Source organism: Amycolatopsis sp. EV170708-02-1 (assembly GCF_022479115.1).
GTDB lineage: Bacteria > Actinomycetota > Actinomycetes > Mycobacteriales > Pseudonocardiaceae > Amycolatopsis.
This window is the reverse complement of sequence record NZ_CP092497.1, coordinates 2,915,217-2,933,775: the sequence shown is the minus strand read 5'-3', so window position 1 is coordinate 2,933,775 and position 18,559 is coordinate 2,915,217. Positions and strand designations below refer to the sequence as shown.

Sequence of the window (18,559 nt, the reverse complement as noted above, 5' to 3'; positions counted from 1 at the left end):
AGGGGACAAGGGAATGAGCGACGATCAGGTACCCCAGCCGCGAGGCGCCGAACAGGGCATCTCGCCGCTACGCCCGTATCTGCTCACCGCCGGCCGCGCGCAGCCGGTGGACGGCACGCTCGAAATCGAGGCTCAGGTGCTCACGAGCAGGCTCGGCGCGGCGTCGCACGCGAGGCTGACCTTCGAACGACGGGAGATCGTTTCCCTTTGCCGGGAAACGAAATCCGTCGCCGAGGTGGCGGCGATGCTCGGCCTGCACATCGGCGTGGCCAGGGTTCTCGTGGCGGATCTCGCCGCGCTCGGCTACGTCGTGCTCCGCCGCCCGGCGGGAGCCTTCACCCAGGACCTCGGCATGATCGAAAGGGTCATTCGTGGACTCGAAGCAATTCGCTGAACCGGCGTCGGCCAAACCGCCGACACCGGTCAAGATCGTCATCGCCGGCGGGTTCGGGGTCGGCAAGACGACCACCGTCGGCGCGATCTCCGAGATCAAACCGCTCACCACCGAGGCCGCCATGACCTCGGCGGGCGCGGCCGTCGACGGCTCCGGCGGGGAGGTGCCGTCGAAGACCACCACCACGGTGGCGCTGGACTTCGGCTGCATCACCATCGACGAAGAGGTGAAGCTGTACCTCTTCGGCACGCCGGGGCAGGACCGGTTCGGGTTCATGTGGCACGACCTCGTGCTCGGCGCGCTGGGCGCGCTCGTCATCGTCGACACCCGGCGGCTCGACGACTGCTACCCGGCCGTCGACTACTTCGAGAAGGCCGGGCTGCCGTTCGTGGTCGGGGTGAACGTCTTCGACGGCTCGCTCAAACACGATCTCGAAGACGTGCGCTGGGCGCTCGCGGTGAGCGAGGACGTCCCGCTGATCACCTTCGACGCGCGGCAGCGCCTCTCGGTGCGGGACGCGCTGCTGGCGGTCCTGCACAACACCTTCCGGCGGGCCTCCGCCGCCTCCTGACGCGTTTCGTCCTCTGAACGCGGTACTTGCGTGTGCAAGGACCGCATTCAGAGGACGAAACGCGGGGTCACGCGGGCCGGGTGATCGCGGCCAGCATCAGGGCACGGAGTTCGGCGGCGACGTCGGTGACCGGCAGCGGCGGGGTGTGCGCCTGCCACTCGCGCAGCAGGCCGGTCGCCGCGCCGACGAGCGCGATCGCCGTCAGGTGATAGTCGCGGTCGGGCGCCACCCCGTGCTCGGCGGCGTGCCGGGCCTCGGCTTCGATGAACGCGGCCCACCGGTCGACCCATTCCTGGTGCTGTGCCTCCAAAGCGGCGCTGACCCCGACGGCCTCGACGTAGTTCAGCCGCGGCATCCGCGGATCCGAGGTGACCGTGCTGACGAAGACGTCCAGCAGTGTCCCGATCCGGGTGACCGCGTCGGCGTCTTCCAGACGGTCCAGGGTGCCGGTGACGTGCTCCAGCGCGAGCGCGTTGATGCGCTCGTGCAGGGTGAGCAGCACCTTCTCCTTGCTCTCGAACTCCTCGTAGAAGTTCCGCGTCGAGACGCCGGCGCGGGTGCACAACTCGGTGATCTTCGCCTGCTGGTAGCCCGTCGAGGTGAACAGGTCCAGGGCCGCCAGTAGCAGGCGTTCACGCCGTTCGGCGCGCCGTTGCTCGGGCGCGACCCCGCCATAGGTGCGGGCCACTCGACCTCCCCCGATTCGGTAACAGGGATTGCCAGATGCTAGCAACACCGCCTACATTGCGAAAATCTCGATTACCAAACTGGAGGCAACGGTGCTTCGGACAGTTCTGGTCTCAGCCCTCGCAGCCACCCTGATCGGCGCGCCCGCCGCGCAAGCCGCGCCGAGCGCGCCGGGTGACCTGGTCGACTACAAACCGGTCGTCGCCACCGCCCCGGCGAAGGCCTGGAAACTCCACTACCGCTCCACTTCGGCGACGGGACAGCCGAACACGGTGTCGGGCATCCTGCTGGTCCCGCGCACGCCATGGACGAAGGGCGCGCGCCCGCTGGTCAGCTACGCCGTCGGCACCCACGGCCTCGGTGACCGCTGCGCGCCGTCGACCCGGCTGACGAACGGGTCCGAGAACGAGGTCCTCCTGATGAGCCAAGCGCTTTCGCGCGGCTGGGCGGTCGTCGTGACCGACTACGAAGGCCTCGGCACCCCGGGCACGCACACCTACGCCGTCGGCCAGTCCGAGGGCCGGGCAGTCCTCGACGCCGCACGCGCCGCCTCGAACGTCCCCGAGGCGGGCCTGTCCAAGACCGGCCCGGTCGGCGTTTTCGGCTACTCGCAAGGAGGCCAGGCCGCGGCGTTCGCCGGCGAACTGCAGCCGTCCTACGCACCCGAAATCAACCTGGTCGGCGTCGCGGAAGGCGGGGTGCCGGCGGATCTGAACGCGGTCCTGAAGTTCAACGACGGCGGTCCGGCGTTCGGGCTGGTGCTCGGCGCCGCTGTCGGCTACGCGACCGCGTATCCGGAACTGCCGTTCACCGAAGTGCTCAACGCGAAGGGCGAGAAGGCCGTCGCGAAGGTCAAGGAAGCGTGCACCGTCGAACTCGGCGCGGCGACGCCTTTCGCGCGGCTCAACGACTTCACGACCGTTCCGAACGTCTCGTCGGACCCGCGCTGGCAGGCCCGGCTCGGCGAGAACCTGGCGGGCAAGACCAAACCGGGCGCGCCGGTCTTCCTGTACCACGCGTCGCTGGACGAACTGATCCCGCTTTCGGTCGGCAAGGGCCTGCGCGACCGCTACCAGGCCCTCGGCGCCGACGTCACCTGGCAGGAGTTCCCGCTGCTGGAACACATCGGTGGCGTCTCCGCGGGTGGCCCGGTCGCGATGACCTGGCTGGGCACCAAGTTCTGACGTGGGCTGAAAGGGCCCTTCGCCGCATGCGATGCGGTGAAGGGCCCTTTCGTCGCATGAGACGCGGGGAAAGCGTCCTTCAGCTCCCTTCGAACACGCGGAGCGCGGTCACGGCATCCGGCGCCAAGGAGGTCGTGAGCGTCCCGCCGGCGGCCAAAGGCGTACGCGACCACCACTCACCGGAAGCCGCGGGCAGCGAAGGACCACCGACGACCAGGTCGGTCGCCAGCACCCGCCGCCCGGCCAGGTGCGCCAGACTGGAGTCCAAAGTGGAGTCTCCGATCTCCAGCGTCTGCCGCAACACAGGCACATCACCTCGGGTCACGTGTTGCGTGGTCACCAAGGAGCCGGGGCGCTCACCTGCACGCCCCAGGACCAGGACCTCCCGCGTGTGCAGGTAGGCCTCCGGAGCCAGCGCGGCCCGGAACACGGCGGAGTGCCGCGCCCGGGCGGTCACCACGGTCGGCTCCGGCAGGTACTCCAAAGAACCACCATCGTCCACGACGATGTCCACAAGGGACGAGCTGCCCTCACCGTGCAGGCCGGGAAGAGCGATCGTCGCCGCGACCCCGGAAAGCCGCAGCGTAGCACCGGCGCCGACGCGGATGGTCAGCTTCAGCTCGTCCCCGCCCAGCGGCGAGGTCGCCGAGTTGACCAGGTGTACCACCGCCGTCGCACCGGTGCCTCGTTTGGGCAGCAGCGTGAGCGGCGCCATCGAGCGCAGCTCACGCAGTACGGTCCGGCCGCCCTCGAAGCAGGCGGTCAGCCGCGCGTGCGCCTTCACCCCGCGCGGACCGGGAGCAGCGAGCGGACCCAGTCCGCCACCGCCGGAGCGTTCGGAGTGTCCACAAGGGACTGGGTGATCACCGGCAGGCCACCGCGCATCCGGTGCGCGTCCGAGGTCATCACGTCCATGTCCGCTCCGACCAGATGCGCGATGTCGATCTTGTTGATCACCAGCAGATCCGCCGTCGTGACCCCCGGCCCGCCCTTGCGCGGCACCTTGTCGCCACCCGCGACGTCGACCACGAACACCTGGCTGTCGGCGAGCCCGCGGCTGAACACCGCGGTGAGGTTGTCCCCGCCGCTTTCGATGATCACCAGGTCCAGCCCGGGGAACCGCTCCTCCAGCCGTTCGACCGCGTCGAGGTTCGCGGTGATGTCGTCGCGGATCGCGGTGTGCGGGCACGCGCCGGTCTGCACGGCCTCGATCCGCTCCGGGTCGAGCACCCCGGCCTTGCGCAGGAAATCGGCGTCCTCGGTGGTGTAGATGTCGTTGGTGACGACGGCGAGGTTCACCTCGTCGCCGAGCGCCCGGCACAGCGCCGCGGTGAGCGCGGTCTTCCCGCTGCCCACCGGTCCGCCGATCCCGATCCGGTACGCGCGCCCGCGGTCGGCGCCTGCTCGTAGTGGTCGGGTTCCGCGGCGGTCGGGTCGAAGTTGACCGGGTGGACGTGACCATGTCCGTGACCGTGCTCAGCTGGCAAAGAGACGCACCTCTTCCTGGTGATGCCGGGCGTGTGCCTCGGCGAACAGATCGAGCGCCGGTGAACCCGGCGCCGGGAGATCGGCCGGATCGTCGCCCGCGACCTCGGCGGCCCGCCGGGAAACCTCCCGGACCTCCTCCGAGAGGCGGGCCACGACGGCGTTGACGGCGAACGGGTCGAGACCGAGGAGCCGTACGGCCGCGCTCGCGGGACCGCTGATCGCGAGGTAGGCCACCGCCATCGCGGCGTCGAAGGGCACCCCGACCAGCGCGCCGACGATCACCGGATGATGCGGTCGCGGAGTTTCCTTCAGCAGCTGGGAAAGCACCGGCGACGGCCAGGCCGCCTTTCCCGCGCGAGCAGTTCCGCGACCCTGCGCGCGGGACGCCTCCCGCTGCGCGAGCGACGGCGTCCTGGCGTCGAGTTCGAGGTCGAGCCGCCGCCAGTGTCCACTATGGACCTTCCGCGCGGCCGCGTGTGCCGACGCGGCGGCGAACACCGCGGCCAGTGCACCGGCCGTCCGCAACCGCCCGGAGAGGAACCCGGGCAGATCGCGCTCGTGCGTGATCAGCTTCCGGGTGACGGCCTCTTCGAGACCGCCGGAATGAACGTGCCCGCCCCCGGGGAAGCGGGAGTCGGCGAGGATGAGCGCGGAGAGATCCATCAGAAGAGGAAATACCTTTGCGCCATAGGCAGTTCCGTCACCGGCCGCGGCTCGATCAGTTCGCCGTCGACGTGCACGGCGAAACTGTCCGGCTCCACCCGGATCTCCGGCAACGCGTCGTTGAGCACCATGTCGGCCTTGCCCCTGGATCGGGTGTTCGACACCGGGACGAGCTTCCGCGTGATGCCGAACCGTTCCGCCACGCCACTTTCCAGCGCTTCCGGGGCCACGAAATGGAAGGCGCTCGCGGCGGCGACCACTGGCGCCGCGCCGAACATCGGCCGCGCAAGCACCGGCTGCGGCGTCGGGATGGACGCGTTCGCGTCGCCCATCGCCGCCCACGCCGGGAATCCGCCCTTGAGCACCACATGCGGCCGGATCCCGAAGAACTTCGGCTCCCACAGCACGAGATCCGCGAGTTTCCCGACCTCCACCGAGCCGATCTCGCGCTCCATGCCGTGCGCGATCGCGGGGTTGATCGTGTATTTGGCGACATAGCGACGAGCCCGCAGGTTGTCGGCCGCGCCGTCGCCGGGCAGCGCGCCACGCCGCCGTTTCATCACGTGCGCGGTCTGCCAGGTCCGGATGATCACCTCGCCGATGCGGCCCATCGCCTGCGAGTCCGAGCTCATCATGGAAATCGCGCCGAGGTCGTGCAGGACATCCTCGGCGGCGATCGTCGTCGGGCGGATGCGGCTTTCCGCGAACGCGAGGTCCTCGGGCACCGACGGGTTCAGGTGGTGGCAGACGACCAGCATGTCGAGATGCTCGTCGAGGGTGTTCGCGGTGTGCGGGCGCGTCGGGTTCGTCGACGACGGCAGGATGTTGGGCAGCCCGGCGACCTGGATGATGTCCGGCGCGTGCCCGCCGCCCGCGCCTTCGGTGTGATACGCGTTGATCGACCGGCCGCCGATGGCGTCCACAGTGGACTCCAGGAAGCCCGCTTCGTTCAGCGTGTCGGTGTGGATCGCCACCTGGACACCGGATTCGCCGGCCACGGTCAGGCAGGCGTCGATCGCGGCCGGGGTGCTGCCCCAGTCCTCGTGCAGTTTGAACCCGCCCGCGCCGGCGGCGAGCTGTTCGCGCAGTGCCTCGTGCCGGACGGTGTTCCCCTTGCCCAGCAACAGGACGTTGACCGGCTGGCCGTCCATCGCCTGCAGCATCCGGCCGAGGTTCCACGCGCCGGGCGTGACCGTGGTGGCCTTGCTGCCCTCCACCGGCCCGGTCCCGCCACCGACGAGCGTGGTGAGCCCGGACGCCAGCGCCGTTTCGGTCAGCTGCGGGCAGATGAAGTGGACGTGGCAGTCGATCCCGCCCGCGGTGAGGATCTTCCCGTTGCCGGACAGCACCTCGGTCGACGGTCCGACGACCAGCGCGGGGTCGACACCGTCCATCGTGTCCGGGTTGCCCGCCTTGCCGATGCCGACGATCCGGCCGTCGCGGACACCGACGTCGGCCTTGACGATCCCCCAATGATCCAGGATCACCGCGCCGGTGATGATCAGATCGGGCGCGCCTTCGGCTCGGGTCGCCATCCCCTGGCCCATGGATTCGCGGATCACCTTGCCGCCGCCGAACAGCACCTCGTCACCGCTGCCCGCCGGCCCCATGCTGCGGTCTTCGGTGACCTCGATGAGCAAATCGGTGTCGGCGAGGCGGATCCGGTCTCCGGTGGTCGGGCCGAACAGTTCGGCGTACCGCTCACGATCGATCGATGGCATCAGGACTCCTTCCGCAGTCCCGGCACCGCGCGGTTCCCGGCCAGCGGGACGAGGTCGACCTCGCGTTCGACCCCCGGCTCGAAACGCACGGACGTGCCCGCGGGCACGTCGAGCCGATGGCCGCCGGCGGCTTCGCGATCGAATTCGAGCCCCGGATTGACCGCCGCGAAATGGTAGTGCGAACCGACCTGGACGGGCCGGTCGCCGAGATTCCGCACGAGCAGCCGGATCCGCGGCCTGCCCGGGTTCAGCTCGACCGGCGCGTCGCCGGTGATGATCTCTCCTGGTCGCACTCGCGGCCCTTTCTAGACGATCGGGTCGTGCACGGTGACGAGCTTCGTGCCGTCCGGGAAAGTGGCTTCGACCTGCACGGAATCGACCATCTCCGGTACGCCGTCCAGCACCTGCGCCCGGCCGAGCACCGACCGCCCGCTCGCGACGAGCTCGCTCACCGTCCGGCCGTCGCGAGCGCCTTCGAGGACGTGGTCGGTGATCAGCGCGACCGCCTCGGGGTAGTTGAGCAGGACCCCGCGCTCCAGCCGTTTGCGAGCTACGTCCGCCGCGACGTGGATGAGCAGTTTGTCCCGCTCCTGGGGGCTCAGGTGCATGGGAAAGGTCTATCACCGGAAACCGCCCGCCGCCGGTTCTCGAAACACAGGATTTACGTCGGCACGTGGTACACGGAAAGTGAACGTCGCCGTAACTCTTCGCGTACGAAGGTGCTTTTCACTGAATCGTTCTCGTAATCGTGACCGAAAGCACCACATCTTTCGATTGCCCCAGGCCTCGACGTGGAGCAAAGTTTGTCCATCCGTGCGATGAGGCGCGCCTTCGCTGCGTGTATCCCGTCCACGCATGAACACAAAGCCGGGGAATGCGCATCGAAAGGTTTCACCACAGTGAGTACCTCCACGATCAGCACCAATCAGCCGTCCGAGCAGGTCGACGACGGTTTCCGACCGGGTCTCGAAGGCGTGGTCGCCTTCAAGACCGAAATCGCCGAGCCCGACCGTGACGGCGGCGCGCTGCGTTACCGCGGTGTCGACATCGAGGATCTCGCCGGCAAGGTGACCTTCGGTGACGTCTGGGGTCTTCTCGTCGACAGCCGCTTCGGCCATGGGCTACCGCCCGCCGAGCCGTTCCCGCTGCCGGTGCACACCGGCGACGTCCGGGTCGACGTCCAGGCCGCGCTGGCCATGCTCGCCCCCATCTGGGGCTACCGGCCGCTGCTGGACATCACCGACGACGAGGCGCGCGACCAGCTGGCCCGCGCCTCGGTGATGGCGCTTTCGTACGTCGCCCAGTCCGCCCGCGGCATCGGGCAGCCCGCCGTCCCCCAGACCCGGGTCGACGAGGCGAAGTCGATCACCGAGCGCTTCATGGTCCGCTGGCGCGGCGAGCCGGACCCGGCCCACGTCAAGGCCATCGACGCCTACTGGGTCTCGGCCGCCGAGCACGGCCTCAACGCCTCGACCTTCACTGCCCGGGTCATCGCCTCGACCGGCGCCGATGTCGCCGCGGCGCTGTCGGGCGCGATCGGCGCGATGTCCGGCCCGCTGCACGGCGGCGCGCCGGCGCGGGTGCTGCCGATGATCGAAGAGGTCGAGAAGACCGGTGACGCGGTCGGCCTGGTCAAGGGCATCCTGGACCGCAAGGAACGGATGATGGGCTTCGGGCACCGCGTGTACCGCGCGGAGGACCCGCGGGCGCGCGTGCTGCGCCGGACCTGCCAGGAGCTCGGCGCGTCGCGCTACGAGGCGGCCGCGGAGCTGGAGCAGGTGGCGCTGAAGGAGCTGCGCGAGCGGCGCCCGGACCACCCGATCGAGACCAACGTCGAGTTCTGGGCGGCCGTGATCCTGGACTTCGCCCAGGTGCCGCCGCATATGATGCCCGCGATGTTCAGCTCGGCGCGCACCGCCGGCTGGGCCGCGCACATCCTGGAGCAGAAGAAGACCGGCCGTCTCGTGCGACCGTCGGCCAAGTACGTCGGGCCGGAGCCGCGGAAGCCGGAAGACGTCGAAGGCTGGGACCTAGTCGTCAAGCAGTCCTGACGCGCGCCGTGCGTCTGGTCTCGTGAGCGGCAAGGACGGTTCTAACCGTCTTTGCCACTCACGAGGCCCACTGCCTGCTCGTGTCGTTCGGTCGTCGCGAGCATGGCCGTCAGCTGATCGACCAGCCAGCCGTCCAGGGCTTCGCGCGGCACGGAACGCTCCTGCAGCCAGCTCAGCAGGGCGCCTTCCACCACCGCGGTCCAGCAGCGCAACGTCAGCAGGAGCATCGGCGAGGGCTCTGGCACTCCCAGCGCGCCGAGGATGAGCTCGACGGCGCGGTTGCGGACCTCGTCGATCGCCGCGTCCGTCTCCGAGGTCGCGATCACCGAGCCGCTGCGCAACAGCGCGACATAGCCCGCGCGGTAGTGGTCGGCGACGTCGATCAGCCCGCGGACGGCGGCCCGCAGCCGGGTTTCCGGCGGGCCTTCCTCAAGCCCGGCCAAGCCGTCGATGAGCCCTTCGGTGACCGTTTTCAGCGCCTCGACCTGCAGTTCTCTCAGGCTCGAGAAGTACCGGTAGAACAGCGGCCGGGAGACCTCGGCGCGGGCGATGATGTCGTCGACCGTGACGAGTTCGGGCGCGCGCGAGCCGAACAGGTCCAGCGCGGAGCGGATCAGGTCCTCGCGGCGCGCTTCCGGCGACATCCGGCGCGGGCGTCCGGTCACGGGGTGACGTCCAGTTTCGCCGCGGCCCGCAGCAGTCCCGGGGTGAGCCGGGAGAGGACGAGCGCGGCCTTGGCCTCCGGTGTCGAAGGCTGGATCGCCTTGTCCTTCTCGACGGCGCGCAGGATGTCGCGTGCGACCTTCTCCGGCCCGAAGCCGCGTTTCGCGTACAGCTTGCTGCTCGACTTCTGGCGCCGCTTCTGCTCGATGTCGTCGACGCCGACGAAACGGGTGGTGCTGGTGATGTTGGTGTTCACGATGCCGGGGCAGATCGCGGTGACGCCGATGTTCTCGGCGGCGAGCTCCGCCCGCAGGCAGACGCTCAGTGTCAGCACCGCCGATTTCGTGGTGGCGTAGGCGGAAAGGATCTTCGACGGCAGGTACGCCGCGGCGGAAGCGACGTTGACGATCTGGCCGCCTTCGGCCCGCTCGCGCATCTGCTCGGCGAAGACGCGGCAGCCGTGGATGACGCCCCACAGGTTCACGTCGATGAGGCGTTCCCAGTCCTTGACCGTCGTGTCGAGGAACGGGCCGGACAGACCGATCCCCGCGTTGTTGACGACGATGTCCGGGACCCCGAACTCCTCCTTGACCTGCTGGGCGAACTTCTCGACCGCTTCGGCGTCGGAAGAGTCCACTGTGTACTCGCCGACGGTCGCGCCCTTGTCCCGCAGCAGTTTCGCGGTGTCGGCGGCGGCGGATCCGTTGATGTCGGTGATGACGACGTCCGCGCCCCTGTCCGCGAACGCGAGCGCCGTCGCGCGGCCGATCCCGCTGCCGGCGCCGGTGATCACGACCAGCTTGTGCGCGAAGCCTTTTGTCCTGGCCTGTTTGAGCGCGCGGCTCTCCTCGCCGCCTTCGACGTGGTCGATCAGCTCGGCGGTGGCGTCGGCGATCACCTGGGGCTTCTCGCGGACCACCCAGTGCGTGCCGACGATCCGGCGGACCCGGAGGTCCGGCGCCCAGCGCTCAATCTCGGTCTGCAGCGGCGTGGTGACGAACTTGTCGCCGGTGGGCGCGAGCACCTGCACCGGGATTTCGGCGGGCCGCGGCTTCGGCCGGGAGAGGCGCGTGAACATGTTGGCTCGGTACAGGTTGAGGCCGTACAGGCCGTCCGAAGTGGACGGTGCGGCGGCGGCCGGATCCATCCGGCCGATCAGCGCGCCCATCGCGCCGGTGCGCCAGAGCAGCTGCGGGATCAGCGGTATCTGGAAACCGAGGATGTAGGTCGAATGCGCCCACTGGACGAGCGCGTTCTTGAGACGCTTCGGGTTCGGGCGCACCTGCGCGCGGAACCACGCTCCCGCGTGATCGAGGCTCGGCCCGGAGATCGACGTGAACGACGCGAGCCGCCCGCGCAGCCTGTCCCCGGTGACCGAATGCCAGGTCTGGATCGAGCCCCAGTCGTGCGCGAGCAGGTGGACCTTGCCCTCGGGCTGGACCTCGTCGACGACCGCGGCGAGGTCTTCGGACAGCTGGTCCAGCTTGTAGGACGCACGTCCCGAGGGCTTGTCCGAACGGCCCGCGCCGCGGACGTCGTAGACGACCACCCGGTAACGGCGTTCCAGCAGGGCGGCGATGCCGTCCCACATGGAGCCGTTGTCCGGGTAACCGTGGACGAGCACCACCGTGGGCGCGTCGTCGACGCCGGTCACCCGGACCGAAAGGCGGACACCATCGCCGGCCGTCACCCACTTGTAAGACATGATGTCATGTTAGACAACTTGTCAATAAGGCCGCTTTTTCAGCACCGCGCGGCCGACGGTCCACGCCGTGTCGATCACCAGGACGAAGGTCCAGATGCGGCCGATGTTCAACAGCCAGTGACCGCTGGAGTTCCAGTACCAGTCGGCGGGGTGAGGCCCGCCGAACAACGCTTCGACGGGCCAGCTGTGACCGGCGACCGCCAGAGCCGCCTGCGCGACGACGTAGACCCCGGCGTGGATCATCCAGTTCCGGAGCGGATTCGCGCGCTTGTTCGCCTCCTCGGTCACCGATTCGGCCGCTTGTGGACTGTCCTCGATCGTGCGGGGTACCGGCTTTTCCTTTTGTGACACCGTTTTTCGTGGTTCCACGGGAAACTCCGCAACTCCGACACGCCGTACGGCGCCACGAACCACGAACGATCCGAAGAGCAGGAGCGCCGCCGCGCCGAAGCAGGCGATACGCCATCCCGAGTCCGAGCCGTAGAGCTGCCCCGCCAGAAAGGTTCCGGCCGTCGCTCCGAGTAGCGTCGCGCTCTCGTAGATCCCCATCGCCCGGCCGAGGCTCAGCCCGGCCGCCTCGGCGACCACCGCCTGCTCGACCGGGATGGCCGCCGCGAACGCCGCCGCGGACAGGACCCACATGACCGCGAGCACCGGCGGGCTCGGCGCGAAGGAGAGTCCGGCGGCGAAGATCGCGCTCGCGACCATCGCCAGCGCGAGCACCCGCGTCCGGCCGACCTTGCGGACGAACCCGTGCAGATAGTCCGGGAGCAGGCTGTACACGATGAAGCCGGGGATGAACACCGCGGCGATCTCGCCGAGCTGGAGCTGATGCCCGCGTTGCAGATGCATCAGGAGCAAGAGGGCGACGCCGGCCTCGGCCATCGCGGTCAACGCGACGAGCGCCAGCATCGGACGCATCCGCTTACCCAATTGCAGCAGCCGCGGCGCGCCCTCCTCGCGTACCTGCGCGGACTTCGCGTTCAGCAGGACCACCGCGGCCACCGCGCAGGCCGCCGCGCCGAGCCAGAACACGCCTCGATAGTCGATCCAGGCGATCGCGGTCAGCGCGACCACGAAGGCGATCCATGTTCCGCCGCCCTCGGCCGCGAAGAGCTTGCTGAACGCGCCGTCGTCCGCCGCGAGCCCCTCCCCGACCCTTGCCCGCAAGGCGACCCAGAACAGCGCGCCACCCGCGCCACCGAGAACCGCGGCCAGATAGGCGACGCCGATCCCCGGCGTCACCGCGTAGACCACAAAGGACAGTCCATAGAGGACGGCGCCGATGGCCGCGATCCGGCCACGGTCGAACCGGTCCGCGAGCGAACCCGCGATCGGCCGGACCACGAACGACACCAACGTCTCCAGCGCGGTCAGCGCCCCGACCTCGGCGGCCGACGCGCCGAGCTGGCTCCCCACCCACAACGGCAGGAGGAAATCGAGAACCTCCGCCGGACCTTTGGTCAGCGCGGCGGCGAGCTGATTCTCCTCCGCTCGTCGCTTTTGTGTTACTTCGTCCACCCCAGTACCCCCTTTTCGGATACGACTGTATTCTAAAGCGGGCCGGGCAGGCAAGGCGGCCCCCAGGAGAGGAAGAATGCCCTCGTGCCGAAGATCGTGGACCGCGCCGAGCGCCGCCGGGAGATCGCCGGCGCCCTCCTGCGCATCGTCGCGCGCGAAGGCGTCGAGGCCGTCAGCGTGCGCTCGGTCGCCGTCGAAGCCGGGGTGTCCGCGGGCGCGGTGCAGAAGTACTTCTCCACCAAGGAAGACCTGTTCCGGTTCGCCCTCGACATGACGAGCGAGTTCCTGGAGCAGCGATGGAACACCCTCGATCAGTCCGGCGATCTGCTCGACCTTTTGCTGCGCCTGCTGGTCGAGGCGATGCCGCTCGACCAGCAGCGCCGCGCCGAGGTGATCGTCGTCAACGCCTTCACCGCCCGCGCCGCGGTCCGGCCGTCATGGGCCGAGTTGATCCGCACCGGCTACGACGAGCTCGCGGAAATCACGACGCAGTACATCGAGAAGGCCCAGGAGGCGGGCCACGTGCGTGACGACCTGGCGGCCTCCGACCTAGCCGACGCCGTCCTCGCCCTGTCGGACGGCTTCGCGAACCGGATGCTCACCTCCGCCGATCCAGCCGCCCTGCTTCCCTCCCTCGAAACCTCCCTACGCACTCTTCTGATGCAGCATTAGTTACATTTAGGCGTAAACTTCGCTGCATGAGAACGGGCGACGCTCTGCGACTGCTCAGTGCGTTCACCAGCGCCCAGTGGGGCATGGTCACGTCCCGGCAAGCCAAGGGCGCCGGTGTCGACGGCGTCACGCTGCATCGCTTGGAGAAGGCCGGCCACCTCGACCGTGTCCGTCACGGTGTCTACGCGGCCACGATCGCCGTGGTGACCGAAGCCCGCGAGGAGCAGGCGGCCTGGCTGATGCTCGACCCAGCCGAGCCCGCGTGGAAACGGGCTTCACTCGATCCGAACGGTGGGGTGATCTCCCACGAGTCGGCCGCCCGGTTGCACGGGCTCGGCGAACTCGTCGACGATCGGATAGTCCTGACCACCCCACGCCGTCGTACCAGCCGGGATCACGACGTGCGCTTCAGGATCGCCGGACTCCTCGAAGACGACGTGACGACGATCGACGGACTTCCCGTGACCACGGCGTTGCGCACCATCCTCGATCTGCTGGATCAGCACACGGATGGCAGCCATGTCGCCGCGATCATCCAAGAAGCGGTGGAGGCGGGCTTCGTTCGCCTTGATGTCTTGGCAGAGCGCATCGGCCCCTATGCCTTGCGTTACGGCGTCCGTCGCCACGGAGACGGCGAAGCGTTGCTCGATCGGCTACTCGCCGAGATCGGCGGCTCGATCGCACGTCTCGCCCAACGTCCGGCTCCGCCGCCGCCCTAGACCTTGCGTGGCGGCAAATCGAGACCGCGACACCTTCTCCATCGAGTTCGTACGGTCGCACGACGATGGAGGAATGCCCTCGCAGCGCCCGAAAACACCGCGCGGTTATCTCGATTCCCAGAAGAGCAGAGCGAAGAACACTGCGGAACGGACTGGCGCTTCCACCGGCGAACTACTGCAGTTGCATTTCCATCGACGTTTGATCGCCCGGGTCTTCCATGGCGCCGACGCCGCGAACTGGGTGCTGAAAGGCGGCCAAGCCCTGCTCGTCCGTTGGCCCTCGGCGCGCTACTCGACCGACATCGACCTGCTTTCCGCGGAGGACACCACAGACGTCGCGGTCGGCGCGCTCAAAACGGCGGCCGCGCTGCGTCTCGACGATCAACTCTGGTTCTCCCATCTCGGCACCTCCGATCAAACGCATGTCGAACGCCCGACCCGCAAGGTGTCGTTCATGGCGATGTTCGAAAACGCGCCTCTCAATCACCGGGTCCGCGTAGACGTCGTCGCCTCCGAGCACCCGCCACGCGGACTCGTCACCACCGAGCCGCTCGCGCCTCCGTTCGCCAGTGACTGCACCCCTTGGCCGGAAGCCCGGATGTTCCCGATCGAAGACCACGTCGCCGAGAAGATCTGCGCGATGTACGAGCGCCATCGCATCGGCGGCCATCCGTCGAGCCGTTACAAGGATCTCGTCGACCTCGCCCTGTTCGCGTTGAAGTCGCCCCTACCGGGCAGGGAGACCCACGAGATCCTGCACGACGAGATCGCTCGCCGCCGGAGACGCGGGATGGTGGTGATTCCCCCCGTCAGGTTCGAGGCCCCCGATCCTCGTTCTTGGAAGGGCGGTTATCGCAAAGCCGCCCAGGGCGTCCGCGCCCTGCCCGCCGAATTCCGGACCCTCGAAGGTGTGCGTGACCTCGCGGACGCCTTCCTCACCCCGCTTCTGCGGGCGACTCCCCCGACAGGGCGGTGGAATCCCGGAGAACGAACCTGGCGATGACACCCGTGTCCATCGATCGGTTGACAGCCGGGTTCAGTCCTGCGGACGTCCCGGGACGACGCGCCGCTGAAGCACGATCGACGTATGAACACAGCGGTGAAAGCGCGCGGCCTGCGCAAGGAGTACCCGGGCCACACGGCCGTCGGGGGATCGACCTCGACATCGGACACGGCGAGGTGTTCGCGCTGCTCGGCCCCAACGGCGCGGGCAAGACGACGACGGTCGAGATCCTGGAAGGCCATCGCAAAAGAACCAAAGGCGAGGTCGATGTCCTCGGCGAGGATCCCGGCACGGCGGGCCGGGCCTGGCGGGCCAGGCTGGGGATCGTGTTGCAGACGGCCAATGACGCCGCCGAGCTCACCGTCGCCGAGACCGTCCGGCACTTCGCCCGCTACTACCCGAATCCTCGTGACACCGAAGAAGTGATCGAGCAGGTCGGCCTGACCGAGAAAGCCGGCGCTCGCGTCAAAAGCCTGTCCGGCGGGCAACGGCGTCGCGTGGACGTCGCGCTCGGGATCATCGGGCGGCCAGAGCTGGTGTTCCTCGACGAGCCCACAACGGGGTTCGATCCGGCGGCGCGGCGCCAGTTCTGGGAGCTGATCAGGAGTCTCGCCCGCGAGGGCACCACGATCCTGCTCACCACCCACTATCTGGACGAGGCCGAGGCGCTGGCCGACCGGGTCGCGGTCATCACGCGCGGGGCGATCGTCGCCGAGGGGACGCCGCGGACGCTCGGCGGCCGCGCCACGGCGGAGGCCACCGTCCGCTGGACCGACGAGCGCGGCGCCCATCTGGAGCGCACCCACTTCCCGGCCAAGCTGATCCGCGAGCTCTCCGCCGACGGCCGCGAACCGTCGGAGCTGACCGTCCACCGCCCCACCCTCGAAGAGACCTATCTCGACCTGATCGGAGAAGCCCGATGAGCACGCAGGCCCTCCCGGGCACCTTCTCGCTCGGTCTCGTCCGCGGCGCCGCGGAGATCAAACAGTTCTTCCGCCTCCGGGAACAGGTGATCTTCACCTTCGCGTTCCCGTCCCTGCTGATGATCCTGCTCGGCTCGATGCTGAACTCCTCGATGCCCGGCATGGCGATCACCACCGGGCAGGTGCTGGCCGCGGGCATGATCGGCTCCGGCATCGTCTCGACGTCGTTCAACAGCGTCGGCATCGGCCTGGCGGCGGACCGTGAAGCCGGTGCGCTGAAACGGCTTCGCGGTACGCCGATGCCCGCCGCGTCCTACTTCGTCGGCAAGATCATCCTGGTCGGCGCGACGAGTATCGCCCAGGTCGTGCTGATGTCGGTCGTCGGTGTCCTGCTGTTCGACCTGAGCCTGCCCACCGATCCGGTGAAACTGCTGACCGCCTTGTGGGTCTTCCTGCTCGGCGTCACCAGCTGCACGCTGCTGGGCATCGCGCTCGGCTCGGTGACCAAGTCGGTCAGCGGCGCGGTCGCCGTGGCCAATCTGATCTACATCGCGTTGCAGTTCATCTCCGGGGTGTTCGTCACGCCGATCACCACTCTGCCGAAGGTTATGGTCGACGTCGCTTCGTTCTTCCCGGTGAAGTGGATCTGCCAGGGCTTCCGCTCGGTGTTCCTGCCGGCCGAAGCCGCGAGTCAGGAAATGGCGGGGACATGGGAACTTCCGATGGTGGCACTGGTGCTGACGGCGTGGTGCGCCGCGGGGCTGCTGCTGGCGAAGCTGACGTTCCGCTGGTCGAACGAAGGCAAATGAACGCCTGGGAGCGGTTCTACTGGCTGTGGGAGGTCCTCTTCGGGATCACCTTCGCCGCGACGACGGCCCTGGTCGGCTTCGACGATGGGACGACGACGGACAAAACGGTCGCGATCCTGTGCCTGACCGGCATCGCCGTGGCGTACCTGGTCCGGGGGCGCCGTCTCATCAAGGGGCCGGACTACGAATACACGCCTTGGCTGTTCACCGTGGTGGTGATGCTCTTCCTGGCGGGCGCCAACTTCGCCAGCACCACCGCGAGTTTCATCCTGTTCTTCGTGTGCCCGGTGCTCTACATGACGCTGCCGACGAAGACGGCGTCGGTCTTCACCACGATCGGGGTGCTGCTGGGCCCGGCGTCGTCGATCGCGCGGGGCGGCTTCGATCAGCCCGCCCTGCGCATCCTGCTGCCGATGACGGCGATCCTGATCGTCTTCAGCATCCTCGCCGGCCGCTACACCAGCCAGATCATCGAGCAGAGCAAGAGCAGGGCCGCGCTGATCGAGCAGCTGAAAGCCAGCCAGGCGGAGGTTTCCCGGCTTTCGCGGGAGGCGGGGACGGCGGCCGAACGCGAGCGCATGGCCCGCGAGATCCACGACACGCTCGCGCAGGGCTTCACCAGTATCGTCACGCTCACCCAGGCCATCGAGTCCGAAATGGACACCGATCCGAAGGCGGCCCGCCGCCACCTGGAGCTCGCGGCGCGGACGGCGCGGGAGAACCTGGCCGAGGCGCGGGCGATGGTCGCGGCACAGGTGCCGTCGGCTCTCGCCGCCGCTTCTCTGGAGGAAGCCTTGCGCCGTCAGGTGGAACGGCTGACCGAGGAGACCGGGATCGAGGCGTCGATCGAGGTCGACGGCCCGCCGCCCGCGCTCCCGATGGCCACCGAGGTCGTCCTTTTGCGCGCGGCGCAGGAGGCGCTGAGCAACATCCGCAAACACTCCCGCGCCACCAAGGCCGCACTGCGATTGTCCATTATGGATGGACAGGTCCGGCTCACGGTGGCCGACGACGGGACCGGATTCGACCCCGCCGCGCCCACCGCAGGCTTCGGCCTGGCGGGGATGCGCACGCGCACCGATCAGGTCGGTGGCATCGTGACGCTGAAGAGCGAACCCGGTGCGGGGACGACAGTGGAACTGGAGGTGCCCGCGTGATCACGATCATGCTGGTCGACGATCACCCCGTGGTGCGGGAAGGCCTGCGCGGCATGCTGGAGGCCGAGCCGGACCTGAGCGTCGTCGGGGAAGCGGGCTCCGGCGACGAGGCCGTCGCGCTGAGCCGGGTCAAGCAGCCGGACGTGATCCTGATGGACCTGCGAATGCCCGGTCTCGACGGCGTCGGCGCGACGCGGAAGATCCTCGCCGACCGGCCGGGCCAGCGGGTCGTCGTGCTCACCACCTACGAGACGGACGCGGACATCCTGCGCGCGGTCGAAGCGGGGGCCTCCGGCTATCTGTTGAAGGACGCTTCGCGCGCGGAGCTCGCCGGTGCTATCCGTGCCGCGTCACGCGGCGAGACGGTGTTGGCGCCTTCGGTGGCCGGGAAGCTGGTGAACCGGGTGCGCAACCCGACGGCGTCACCGTTGTCGGCGCGCGAGATCGAGGTACTCCGGCTGGTGGCCCAGGGAAGCACGAACGCCGACATCGGCCGGACGCTCCACATCAGCGAGGCGACGGTCAAGACCCATCTGCTGCGCGTGTTCGGCAAACTGGACGTTTCGGACCGCACGGCCGCTGTGACCACCGCTATGCGACTGGGCCTGCTCGGGTAGGCAGAATGCGT

19 protein-coding genes and 2 pseudogenes are annotated in these 18,559 nt (G+C 68.8%); 11 read left to right on the top strand and 10 right to left on the bottom strand.

Annotation, left to right across the window (positions count from 1 at the left end; translation table 11 throughout):
• The first annotated feature begins 13 nt into the window (after positions 1-13).
• The gene (locus MJQ72_RS13540) at positions 14-394 is read left to right on the top strand and encodes a DUF742 domain-containing protein (protein ID WP_034308529.1); all 381 of its coding nucleotides are present in this window, start codon (positions 14-16) and stop codon (positions 392-394) included.
• Complete coding sequence (locus tag MJQ72_RS13535; protein WP_038507950.1) at positions 372-965, top strand: ATP/GTP-binding protein; 594 nt, start codon at positions 372-374, stop codon at positions 963-965. The genes MJQ72_RS13540 and MJQ72_RS13535 overlap by 23 nt, the downstream gene beginning before the upstream one ends.
• Before the next feature lie 67 nt (positions 966-1,032).
• Here the strand turns inward: MJQ72_RS13535 and MJQ72_RS13530 are convergent, their stop codons facing one another.
• Positions 1,033-1,653 (bottom strand): TetR/AcrR family transcriptional regulator, encoded by a 621-nt coding sequence (locus MJQ72_RS13530; protein WP_240599514.1) that lies wholly within the window; start codon positions 1,651-1,653, stop codon positions 1,033-1,035.
• A 91-nt stretch (positions 1,654-1,744) separates the two neighbouring features.
• Here MJQ72_RS13530 and MJQ72_RS13525 point away from each other — a divergent pair, with 91 nt between their 5' ends.
• Entirely contained in the window at positions 1,745-2,836 is a 1,092-nt protein-coding gene (locus MJQ72_RS13525; protein WP_240599513.1) for a lipase family protein, read from the top strand.
• Positions 2,837-2,915: 79 nt separating this feature from the next.
• Here MJQ72_RS13525 and MJQ72_RS13520 read toward each other — a convergent pair whose 3' ends face one another.
• From MJQ72_RS13520 to MJQ72_RS13495, 6 genes and pseudogenes are all read right to left on the bottom strand, one after another.
• A complete protein-coding gene (locus MJQ72_RS13520; protein WP_240599512.1) occupies positions 2,916-3,620 on the bottom strand; it encodes an urease accessory protein UreD in 705 nt (234 codons plus the stop codon).
• Positions 3,617-4,323, bottom strand: a pseudogene (gene ureG, locus MJQ72_RS13515) (urease accessory protein UreG). Before ureG ends, MJQ72_RS13520 begins: the two are co-directional and overlap by 4 nt.
• Entirely contained in the window at positions 4,313-4,987 is a 675-nt protein-coding gene (locus MJQ72_RS13510; RefSeq protein WP_240599511.1) for an urease accessory protein UreF, read from the bottom strand. Before MJQ72_RS13510 ends, ureG begins: the two are co-directional and overlap by 11 nt.
• The gene (locus MJQ72_RS13505) at positions 4,987-6,708 is read right to left on the bottom strand and encodes an urease subunit alpha (RefSeq protein WP_240599510.1); all 1,722 of its coding nucleotides are present in this window, start codon (positions 6,706-6,708) and stop codon (positions 4,987-4,989) included. Before MJQ72_RS13505 ends, MJQ72_RS13510 begins: the two co-directional genes overlap by 1 nt.
• On the bottom strand, positions 6,708-7,001 hold the full coding sequence (locus tag MJQ72_RS13500) for an urease subunit beta (RefSeq protein WP_240599509.1): 294 nt from the start codon (positions 6,999-7,001) through the stop codon (positions 6,708-6,710). The genes MJQ72_RS13505 and MJQ72_RS13500 overlap by 1 nt, the downstream gene beginning before the upstream one ends.
• Positions 7,002-7,013: 12 nt before the next feature.
• On the bottom strand, positions 7,014-7,316 hold the full coding sequence (locus MJQ72_RS13495; protein ID WP_016337506.1) for an urease subunit gamma: 303 nt from the start codon (positions 7,314-7,316) through the stop codon (positions 7,014-7,016).
• A gap of 291 nt (positions 7,317-7,607) precedes the next feature.
• Between MJQ72_RS13495 and MJQ72_RS13490 the strand changes: the two genes are divergently transcribed.
• Positions 7,608-8,759, top strand: coding sequence for a citrate synthase 2 (locus tag MJQ72_RS13490; RefSeq protein ID WP_016337507.1), 1,152 nt, complete (start codon positions 7,608-7,610; stop codon positions 8,757-8,759).
• Positions 8,760-8,800: 41 nt separating this feature from the next.
• Here the strand turns inward: MJQ72_RS13490 and MJQ72_RS13485 are convergent, their stop codons facing one another.
• The 3 genes from MJQ72_RS13485 to MJQ72_RS13475 are packed head-to-tail and all read right to left on the bottom strand — an operon-like array spanning position 8,801 to position 12,648.
• Positions 8,801-9,403 carry a TetR/AcrR family transcriptional regulator gene (locus MJQ72_RS13485; protein WP_240601317.1) on the bottom strand — a complete coding sequence of 201 codons (603 nt, stop codon included), beginning with the start codon at positions 9,401-9,403 and terminating at the stop codon, positions 8,801-8,803.
• Between the two features lie 17 nt (positions 9,404-9,420).
• Positions 9,421-11,112, bottom strand: a complete 1,692-nt coding sequence (locus MJQ72_RS13480; protein WP_240601316.1) for an SDR family oxidoreductase — start codon at positions 11,110-11,112, stop codon at positions 9,421-9,423.
• Positions 11,113-11,148: 36 nt separating this feature from the next.
• Entirely contained in the window at positions 11,149-12,648 is a 1,500-nt protein-coding gene (locus MJQ72_RS13475) for an MFS transporter (RefSeq protein WP_240599508.1), read from the bottom strand.
• An 84-nt stretch (positions 12,649-12,732) separates the two neighbouring features.
• On the opposite strand from MJQ72_RS13475, the gene MJQ72_RS13470 reads away from it, so the two are divergent.
• The 7 genes and pseudogenes from MJQ72_RS13470 to MJQ72_RS13440 all read left to right on the top strand — a co-directional run bounded on the left by MJQ72_RS13470 (position 12,733) and on the right by MJQ72_RS13440 (position 18,548).
• The gene (locus tag MJQ72_RS13470; RefSeq protein WP_240599507.1) at positions 12,733-13,320 is read left to right on the top strand and encodes a TetR/AcrR family transcriptional regulator; all 588 of its coding nucleotides are present in this window, start codon (positions 12,733-12,735) and stop codon (positions 13,318-13,320) included.
• Positions 13,321-13,346: 26 nt separating this feature from the next.
• Positions 13,347-14,039, top strand: coding sequence for a type IV toxin-antitoxin system AbiEi family antitoxin domain-containing protein (locus tag MJQ72_RS13465; protein ID WP_240599506.1), 693 nt, complete (start codon positions 13,347-13,349; stop codon positions 14,037-14,039).
• Between the two features lie 199 nt (positions 14,040-14,238).
• Positions 14,239-15,042, top strand: coding sequence for a nucleotidyl transferase AbiEii/AbiGii toxin family protein (locus MJQ72_RS13460; protein WP_240599505.1), 804 nt, complete (start codon positions 14,239-14,241; stop codon positions 15,040-15,042).
• A gap of 96 nt (positions 15,043-15,138) precedes the next feature.
• A pseudogene (locus MJQ72_RS13455) lies at positions 15,139-15,965 on the top strand (ABC transporter ATP-binding protein).
• Positions 15,962-16,774 carry an ABC transporter permease gene (locus tag MJQ72_RS13450; RefSeq protein WP_240599504.1) on the top strand — a complete coding sequence of 271 codons (813 nt, stop codon included), beginning with the start codon at positions 15,962-15,964 and terminating at the stop codon, positions 16,772-16,774. The pseudogene MJQ72_RS13455 and the gene MJQ72_RS13450 overlap by 4 nt, the downstream one beginning before the upstream one ends.
• Positions 16,771-17,931 carry a sensor histidine kinase gene (locus MJQ72_RS13445; protein WP_240599503.1) on the top strand — a complete coding sequence of 387 codons (1,161 nt, stop codon included), beginning with the start codon at positions 16,771-16,773 and terminating at the stop codon, positions 17,929-17,931. The genes MJQ72_RS13450 and MJQ72_RS13445 overlap by 4 nt, the downstream gene beginning before the upstream one ends.
• On the top strand, positions 17,928-18,548 hold the full coding sequence (locus MJQ72_RS13440; protein ID WP_240599502.1) for a response regulator transcription factor: 621 nt from the start codon (positions 17,928-17,930) through the stop codon (positions 18,546-18,548). The genes MJQ72_RS13445 and MJQ72_RS13440 overlap by 4 nt, the downstream gene beginning before the upstream one ends.
• Positions 18,549-18,559 lie beyond the last annotated feature (11 nt).